Below are 8,509 nucleotides of genomic sequence, written 5' to 3'. Positions count from 1 at the left end.
GCTACCACGCCGACGAGATCCTGGACCTCGACCTCCGCGCCGCATTTGTCGCATCTGTAAGTTTCGTACTGTCTCATTTTAATTCCCTATCAAAATTTTTGGGGAATGATACCACGGCTACTATTAAATTTTACTTAATAAATTTTATTCTTCTCAATAAATTTATGTTTTTGAGAAAATTTCAGCGTGAAATTTCCATCCTTAAAATCTAAATTTAAGGTTTTTCAAAGCAAATGGAATTTCAAGCGAAAGTGCTAACACTCGATCATCTAAAAATATGAAATTTAGTTTTCTGACTCATTTAGTCCACGATTTCAAGGCGAGCCACATCATTGGAAATTTTTTAAAATTTAAAGTTATCTCAAAAATAATTTGCTATTTTGCCATATGGTCTTATTTTACGAGTATATGACAATGCTCGGCAAAAAGTAGCTTTAATGCGCCAACGAGCCGCCCGATTGTAATTATGAAGCGTTAAAAGCGTAATTAAAGGCACTGCAGCATTACCATTTTGCCGCTATGATCGGTAATATCTGAGAATTTATGAACGTCAAATTCTAAGCCGCAAATCGAACAAGGAGGAAATTTATCGACTTCCTTCTTGCCTAAAAGCGAGCAAATTCCGCCTATTGTCGGATTATGTCCAACGATAAATACGCATTCCGCGCTAGCTGCGTTAAAATTTTGCACAATATCTGCGCTAGAAATTTCTACATTGTTGCAAGATATCGCATTATTTTCGCTAATGCTAACGGGAATTTTAGTGCTCTTAAAAGCAGAATTTTCATCGTTTGCGTCGCGATGTTTTTCGCTACTCAGACCAACCGCATTGTATTTTTCAACATTCACACCGCACCCAAAAAATCGTTTCTCATCCAAGCTGCGAACAAACTTTGCCAAATCCCATAAGCTTGCGTCGTATAACTCTCGCAATGACGCTACCCTTTTTGTCGCATCCAACGCATTAGCGATAATTTGCGCCGTATGGAGTGCGCGTATAGCCGAGCTTGTAATAATCAAATCAGGCACAAGCCTCAAGCTACGCAGCTTTTCTCCGAGTTTAATTGCGCAAAGTTCGCCCGCATAGCTTAATGTCCGCTCAAAATCGCTTCCGTTGTCTCTTTGCGCCTCGGCATGTCTTATAAAATATATCCGCTTCATCTGCATCCTTTCATAAAATTTTATGTATAATTTAGCGATAAATTCTACAAAATTCTAAATTTTTTCTGGATCATTCCAAAGCCATAACCGACCACGAATCCCGCTATGTGCGCAAACCATGCCACATTTACGCCCATTAACATCGGCGCAAAGCTCATTATCAAAATCGCGACAAAAATCCCGCCCGTATTGCGCTCATCAAAATAAGCAATCACGCCTAAAAGCACGCAAATAGCGCCACTAGCGCCTACGATATTGACGATTTCTCCCATACTCATGGCATAACGGATATAAATCAGACACAAAGCGCCGCTCAGCAGCCCGCCTACGATGTAAAGCAGCGTAAATTTTATCCCACCGAACGCTCGCTCTAAAATCCCACCAAATTGATACAAAACTGCCATATTCATCGCTAGATGCATCACTCCGCCATGCATAAAAAATGAACTTAGTAGCTGCCACGGCATCCCCTCGAAAAAATATGGATTGAGCCCAAAAAACAGGTAGGACTTAAAGCCGAAAAAATATTCCAATGCGAATGAAATTACGAAAAATAGGATATTCACCGCGATGATCGCGAGAGTAAATTTGCCTGATTGCATGAAGCTCCTTAAATTTTTCACGCATAGTAGCAAAATTTTTATTAAATTAAAGGCGTAGTGTGATTTTATAGGCTAGAGATAAATTTATGGATAAGTGCTAGCATTAAAATTCGCTAATAGTTTTAATTGAAAGCGCCTTATCAAATAGCTGCGCTAAAATTTAAAATTTAGATATAAAGCTTTAAACTAAAATTTTCGTAACAAAATTTAGACCGTAAATCTTTTTTGAAAGCTTTACTGGAATTTATAAAGTTTATCTGACGTAAATTAAAAAACAAACATGCCGTTAAATTTAATAACGATGGAATTTCAACTATATGAAGCTATTTCGTAGAATTTTATGTAAAATTATAAGTATAATTTTACTAAGAACAACAAAAATTTGAGTTTAAATTAATTTCAAAATAAATTTTAGAGTAATTATTTTAAATGCTTATTATATTGCGCGTTAAAAATGCTAATTTGATTTGTCGCGATAGTATCAAAGTGAGTTTTTATTCATAAGTTTTTGCTGCAGGAGATTAAAAATCATAAAATTCTAAAATTTGATTAGAATTTTTTAGGAATTTAATAAATTCTGCAAAGATAGGTTGCAGCTAAAATTCCAAGCTAAATTATCTGCAAAATTTCACTTGAAATTTTAGAGCCTAAATCAAACCGCCGCGAATTTTTAAAAGGTCTAGCAAAATTCCATAAAATCTAATAAATTCCAAACGTTATAAGAAATTTTTCAAAAAATACGGAAAAAATTTTCAAAATTCTAGTTATTTACTCGTCCATATCCTGCGAAGCGGTTCGATGCTAGGCAGCTTATGCGATCTTTGCCGCAGCGCACGATGTAGCTATTTTCCATCTTTTGCCCTGCTACATGGACGTTTTTCTTATTTAAATTTACGAAGTCCGCTTGATTTCTACCACGAGTATTGTGGACGAATTTCACGCGACCATCGGCATATATCTCGCGCACGATACCGATATGGCTGATTTCGTTATTGACCTTGCCTTTGTTAGAGCGCAAGGTGTTTTGAAAAAACACCAAGTCCCCCACTCGCGGCGTATTACTGAGTAAATTTTTACGGCTGTAATAATTATATATTGCTTGGGATTTGCGTCCGTTTGTGAAGTATTTCGGCAGATCTTTTGAGTTAAAAAACAGATCATCGTATTTATCATTTAGTACGGTGATAAATCCGCTGCAGTCCCCTCCCGCGCGAGTGCCGGTGTAATCGTCTACAGATGCAATTAGTGGGCGGTTAAACTCGCTTCCTGGCACCGAAGTTATTCCTTCTTCATGATCGTTTAAGACATACGCTTGCTGGCTGCCGGTAGACGGGGCTTTTGAGGAGCAACCGATCAGCAAAAATGCACCCAAAGCGCAAATAATTAGTTGTTTCATATAAAAAATCCTTATAAAATTATGTAACGGTTAAATTTAGGCGTAATTTTAGCGCTCAGTGGTAACAAAATGGTAACTTTAAAGCTAAATTCTGTATAATCGCCGAAATTTTACACGGAGAAATCATGCATTATCTACGAATTAACGGGGGCAAAAAACTAAGCGGCAGCGTCAAAATAAGCGGTGCAAAAAACGCCGCATTGCCGCTCATAGCTCTATCTATCCTTTCAAGAAACGAAGTCGTAATTAAAAATTTACCAGCAGTTTCCGATATCCACACGCTAATTCAGCTGCTTTCAAATTTAGGTGCAAAGTGCGAGTTTCTTGACGCCAATACCGCCAAAATCGATCCGCGCGAGGTAAACTCGACCAAGGCGATCTACGACATAGTGCGTAAAATGCGAGCTTCGATCTTAGTGCTGGGGCCGCTTTTAGCGCGGTTTAGACACTGCGAGGTAAGCCTTCCGGGGGGTTGCGCGATCGGCGCCAGACCGATCGATCTGCACCTTAGCGCGCTTGAAAAGATGGGCGCAGAGGTTAAGATCGAGCAAGGTTACGTCGTTTGCACCGCAAAAAAGGGGCTTAAGGGCGCGACTATAAATTTTGACAAAATTACCGTCACCGGCACCGAAAATATCGTAATGGCGGCGGCTTTAGCAAGCGGCACCACGCATATCATAAACGCGGCAAACGAGCCCGAAGTAATCGCCGTTTGCAACGCATTAAAAAGCGCAGGCATCGACATAGATGGCATCGGCACGAACGAGATTCTCATTAAAGGAAGCGGCGGCGAGCTTTTAAGCTTGGATGAAATTTCGATCATTCCTGATCGCATCGAGGCGGGCACTTATCTGTGCGCAGGCGCAATCACGGGCTCTCGTATCACGATCACGCACTCTTGCGCGGCTCATCTTGGCGCGGTGCTTGCAAAATTTGAAGATATGGGCTTTAAATTTGAAATTTCAAGCGGCGGCGACGAGATAACGATCTTGCCCGCTTCAAAGATCAAACCAGTTGAGATTATCACGAGCGAATATCCGGGCTTTCCTACCGATATGCAGGCGCAGTTTATGGCGCTGGCGTGCATCTCCTCGGGCGTCAGCACCATCGACGAGAGGCTTTTTGAAAACCGCTTCATGCACGTAAGCGAACTTTCAAGAATGGGCGCAGATATCCGCCTAAACGGCCACATCGCGACGATCAGCGGCGGTAAGCTAAACGGCGCGGACGTTATGGCGACCGATCTGCGCGCCAGCTCGGCGCTTGTTTTAGCCGCCCTCGCGGCGAGCGGCGAGAGCAAAATACATAGAATTTACCACCTAGATCGCGGCTACGAGAGACTAGAGGCTAAGCTTGGTGCGCTTGGTGCCGATATACAGAGGCTAGAGGAATGAGGACTTCGAAATAAAAAACTTGTGTAAGCAAGCTCACGGAATTTTACTAGTGATACGTTCTGAAATTTTAAGCAATGCTCGCATTAAAATAAGGCAATTGAGCCCGTAAAATTTCGCGCATTTATTTGGATAAAATTTTGCTTTGCAAGCTTTGGCGCAACATAAAATTTAAGACCACGCGAGATATTAACTGCGCAGATTTTAAATGTAAAAATGATAAAAAGGACTTAAAATGATAGGAATAAATGAGACTATAGATTTGGCTACGGCCAGAATCACATCAAGCAGGCGGAGCGAAATGGTACCTCTTCCCAGCGCTCTAGACCGCATCCTTTATAGCGATATTTCTGCGATTAAAAACCTGCCCTGCTTCGATAATTCGGCACTTGACGGCTATGCCTACGCGGCGGAATTCAAAGACGAAGAGCTAGAGATCGTAGAGCCTACGATTTTTGCAGGAGACGAAAAATTCTATGAAATAAAGGCTGCGCAAGCGCAAAAGATAATGACCGGCGCGCCAATGCCTGCAGGTGCGGACTCTGTCGCGAGGCTAGAGGATGTAGACGCGCAAGGCGGAACTCTAAAAATCCCTGCTTCCGTTCATGCTCACGACGGCTTTCGTAAAAAAGGCGAGGAGGTGCGCGCGGGCGAGCTTTTATTGCACCGTGGCGAAATTTTAAACCCTGCCAAAATCATGCTTCTTGCTGCGCAAGGAATTTACGAAGTGGACGTTTACGCGCGTCCTAAAATCGCCCTATTTTCCAGCGGAAACGAGCTAAAAGAGCCGTGGCAGAGTGCGAGCGAGCGCGAAATTTATAACGCCAACTCTAGTGGCATTGCTGCATTGCTGCAAAAATACGGCTTTGAAAATGAGTATTTAGGGATTTTAAAGGATGATTTTAGCGCGGTATGCAAGGCACTAGACGCTGCTACGCGTAAATTTGACGTGCTAATTACCAGCGGTGGAGCAAGTGCCGGGGAGGCGGATTTTATGCAAAGCGCTATGAGTGAACTTGGATTTTTGCAGGTTTTCGATCACATTGATATCAAGCCCGGCCGCCCCAGCAAGTGCTTCGCAAAAGACGGCAAATTCGTCTTTGCAATGGCGGGCAATCCGATGGCTGCTTTCGTTCTTACGCGCGCAGTCATACTGCCGATCCTATTTAAGCTTAGCGGCGCAAGCGAGGCTTTTAGCGCAGAAGCGGCGATCTATGCCAAGCTCGCAAGCGATCTAAAGCTAAAAAGCGGCAGAGTAAATTTAACCGTAGGCGCGTATGAAGGCGGAGTTTTTACGCCTATGCCGTCGCCTTCTGGGCGCATCAGACCGCTGGCTGCGGCATCGCATTTTTTCTTGGCCGATCCCGAATGCGACAAAGTTCGCGCTGGAGAAATCGTAAAAATTTATGAAATTTAAGCGAGAAATTATTGACAAATGAAAATTTATAGGCTACAATCGCGCTTTATTTTTACCGCATGCGGGAATAGCTCAGTGGTAGAGCGCAACCTTGCCATGGTTGATGTCGCGAGTTCGACTCTCGTTTCCCGCTCCATTTCAACTTCAAATTTTAAAATTCTTTCCGTTCCGCTCGCTTTCAAGCCACGAAATTTTGATATGAAAGCCTTAAAATGAAAATTTTAGTTTGCGTAAGCGGCGCCAGTTTTTGCGAGATCGGGCTTGATCTGCTTAAATTTCTTGCCAGCTCGCCGCATGAAATCCATGCCGTGCTTACGCAGGGCGCGCGCCGCGTCCTGAGCGCCGAAAGCGGCGTAGATGCGAACGAGGCTTTAAAATCCGCGGAATTTAAGAACGTAAAATTTTATCCCGACACCGATCTGGGCGCGCCGCTCGCTTCGGGCTCGTTCGGCATTGACGCCACAATCTTTGCGCCCTGCTCTATCGGCTCTTTGGCTAAAATTTACGGCGGGCTTTGCGACAGTCTAAGCACCCGCGCCGCTGCAGTCGCGCTAAAAGAGCACAAGCGGCTGGTTCTTGGCGTGCGTGAGATGCCGCTTTCTGCGATCAGCCTGCGACAAATGAGCGAGCTAGCCGCGCTCGGCGTCATCATCGCTCCGCCCGTGATCGCAGGCTACTGCGGCGTACAAAATTTAAAAAATTTCATAATCGGCAAGTGGTGCGACGCGCTAGGCGTGCAAAACGAGCTATTTAAAAGGTGGCAATAATGCAAAACTCAAGAAAATGTATCTATCCAGGCACCTTCGATCCTATCACGAACGGCCATCTGGACGTAATCAAGCGCGCGCTGGGGCTTTTTGACGAAGTCATCGTGGCAGTCGCGCTCAACGAGAGCAAAAAGCCCTACTTCAGCCTAAAATCCAGATTAGAGATGGCGCGAGCCGCAACATGCGGGCTTCGTGGCGTGAGCGTGCAAAGCTTTGATAATCTACTCGTGGATTTTGCTAAATCTTGCGGCGTGCGCTTCGTTATCCGCGGGCTTCGCGCGGTTAGCGACTTTGAGTACGAGCTGCAGATCGGCTATGCAAACGCCTCGCTATGGGAGGAATTTGAGAGCGTGTATTTGATGCCGACGCTCAAAAACGCCTTCATCTCAAGCTCGATTGTCCGCTCCGTTTTGAGCCACGGCGGCGACGTTTCGCACCTCGTGCCGAGCGAAATTTTAAAATTTTTGAAAAAATGAGCTTGCAAGCGACTGAAATTTAGCTCGCAGGCGCAGCTAAATTTAAAATTTACAAACCACACGGGAGATAAAATGAGCGAAGCAATGGATGAGATAGAAAGACTGCGAACGTTTTTAAAAAGCGTGAGAGATGAATACAAAGCCTTACATAAAATAGCCGAAGCGCAGGTCGTAAGTAGGCGCTGGGCGTCTGGTAGCTATATCAATTTAGAGCCCTTTTATTTCGAATATAACCGCTTCTTTAAGGGCAAAATTTTAAAAGCTAAACCAAAAAAGATCGTAAACGCCTACGAATACGGCTTTGACGCGCAAGATCGCGTCGTTTTTGAAAGACAACATGACGGCAAAAAACATTTCTTTGAAAGCCTTTATTTTTGGGGGCGGGACGAAGTTTTAAAATATCATTTCGGTTGCTATAACAAAAGATGCGTAGGATGCTTCAATATAAAAAGATTTATCTATGAAAATGGCGAGTTAAAGTCCATCTACTCGGCCTTTGACAACAACGCCTATGGGATAGAAAATTTTACTTACGAAGGCGGCAAGCTCGCACAAAGACGGGAGTATGTAGAGCACCCTCGCGCAGGCAGAAGGAATGACGTAACAAACTATGAATTTGACGCAATGGGCGAGCTAAGCTTAATAACCGAAAATGGTTATGTGCGCTATCAAAAGCCCGATAAGAATATGAGCTACAAAAAGCTCTATGAGCTCGCCGCGCAGAGGCTGCTGCCAGCGATTAAAGAGACGATCAAAAAGCATGCGCCAGACTGCAAGCTCTACTGCATAAATTTAGCTTGCGACAATAGGAGTTTGCCGCCAATCATCGGATTCGGCTCGCAAGAACAGCGCGCGCAGTGGCTTGCACGAAAGGACGGCTGGCTTCTTTGGCTAGTTCCTGATTACGAGTTTCGAGCCGAGGTCGAAGTAGACTACGAAACGGCGAAAATTTTCGATCTTTTCAATCAGGAAACGCAGCTAAATGATAAATATGCGCAGGCTAAAAAGCTTATTTGGGGGTGTGTGAAGCAGCTTAAAGCAGATCTTGGCGAATTTGCGCTCGATATGACGGAGGATTTTACGATCACGGCTACCGATTGCGATCTTGGCGATCTGAGGAAAGATTTCATAGCGATAAATCCCGAACCGATAAACGTATAGGGCAAAATTTAAAATTTCATCGTCGCGATTTTATCATAGCGCGCAGCGTTTGCCTGCCCGCGCCGCTAGGTAATGCGCCCCACTCTGCACGACGCTACCGCACTGCTCCGCCCAAAATGCCGCCCATTCCATCTAACG

8 protein-coding genes and 1 tRNA gene are annotated in these 8,509 nt (G+C 44.2%); 6 read left to right on the top strand and 3 right to left on the bottom strand.

Going from position 1 to position 8,509, the window contains the following annotated elements; genetic code table 11:
- Window positions 1-486 precede the first annotated feature (486 nt).
- The 3 genes from Q0372_RS09405 to Q0372_RS09395 form a co-directional block, all read right to left on the bottom strand.
- Complete coding sequence (locus Q0372_RS09405; protein WP_298105238.1) at window positions 487-1,161, bottom strand: histidine phosphatase family protein; 675 nt, start codon at window positions 1,159-1,161, stop codon at window positions 487-489.
- A 44-nt stretch (window positions 1,162-1,205) separates the two neighbouring features.
- Complete coding sequence (locus tag Q0372_RS09400) at window positions 1,206-1,763, bottom strand: rhomboid family intramembrane serine protease (protein WP_297949985.1); 558 nt, start codon at window positions 1,761-1,763, stop codon at window positions 1,206-1,208.
- A gap of 760 nt (window positions 1,764-2,523) precedes the next feature.
- Window positions 2,524-3,159 (bottom strand): NlpC/P60 family protein, encoded by a 636-nt coding sequence (locus Q0372_RS09395; protein ID WP_298105235.1) that lies wholly within the window; start codon window positions 3,157-3,159, stop codon window positions 2,524-2,526.
- Between the two features lie 125 nt (window positions 3,160-3,284).
- Between Q0372_RS09395 and murA the strand changes: the two genes are divergently transcribed.
- The 6 genes from murA (at window position 3,285) to Q0372_RS09365 (ending at window position 8,371) form a co-directional block, all read left to right on the top strand.
- Complete coding sequence (gene murA, locus Q0372_RS09390; protein WP_298105232.1) at window positions 3,285-4,553, top strand: UDP-N-acetylglucosamine 1-carboxyvinyltransferase; 1,269 nt, start codon at window positions 3,285-3,287, stop codon at window positions 4,551-4,553.
- A gap of 232 nt (window positions 4,554-4,785) precedes the next feature.
- The gene (locus tag Q0372_RS09385) at window positions 4,786-5,967 is read left to right on the top strand and encodes a molybdopterin molybdotransferase MoeA (protein ID WP_298105229.1); all 1,182 of its coding nucleotides are present in this window, start codon (window positions 4,786-4,788) and stop codon (window positions 5,965-5,967) included.
- A 61-nt stretch (window positions 5,968-6,028) separates the two neighbouring features.
- A tRNA-Gly gene (locus Q0372_RS09380) sits at window positions 6,029-6,103 on the top strand.
- A gap of 76 nt (window positions 6,104-6,179) precedes the next feature.
- Entirely contained in the window at window positions 6,180-6,734 is a 555-nt protein-coding gene (locus tag Q0372_RS09375; RefSeq protein ID WP_298105226.1) for a UbiX family flavin prenyltransferase, read from the top strand.
- On the top strand, window positions 6,734-7,210 hold the full coding sequence (coaD, locus tag Q0372_RS09370; protein WP_298105223.1) for a pantetheine-phosphate adenylyltransferase: 477 nt from the start codon (window positions 6,734-6,736) through the stop codon (window positions 7,208-7,210). The genes Q0372_RS09375 and coaD overlap by 1 nt, the downstream gene beginning before the upstream one ends.
- A gap of 72 nt (window positions 7,211-7,282) precedes the next feature.
- The gene (locus tag Q0372_RS09365) at window positions 7,283-8,371 is read left to right on the top strand and encodes a hypothetical protein (protein WP_298105220.1); all 1,089 of its coding nucleotides are present in this window, start codon (window positions 7,283-7,285) and stop codon (window positions 8,369-8,371) included.
- The last annotated feature ends 138 nt before the right edge of the window (window positions 8,372-8,509 follow it).

This window comes from uncultured Campylobacter sp. (assembly GCF_937997405.1).
In the GTDB taxonomy this organism is placed as follows: domain Bacteria; phylum Campylobacterota; class Campylobacteria; order Campylobacterales; family Campylobacteraceae; genus Campylobacter_B.
Note: the sequence above shows the minus strand (reverse complement) of the source record. Positions and strands in the feature narration are given on the sequence as shown.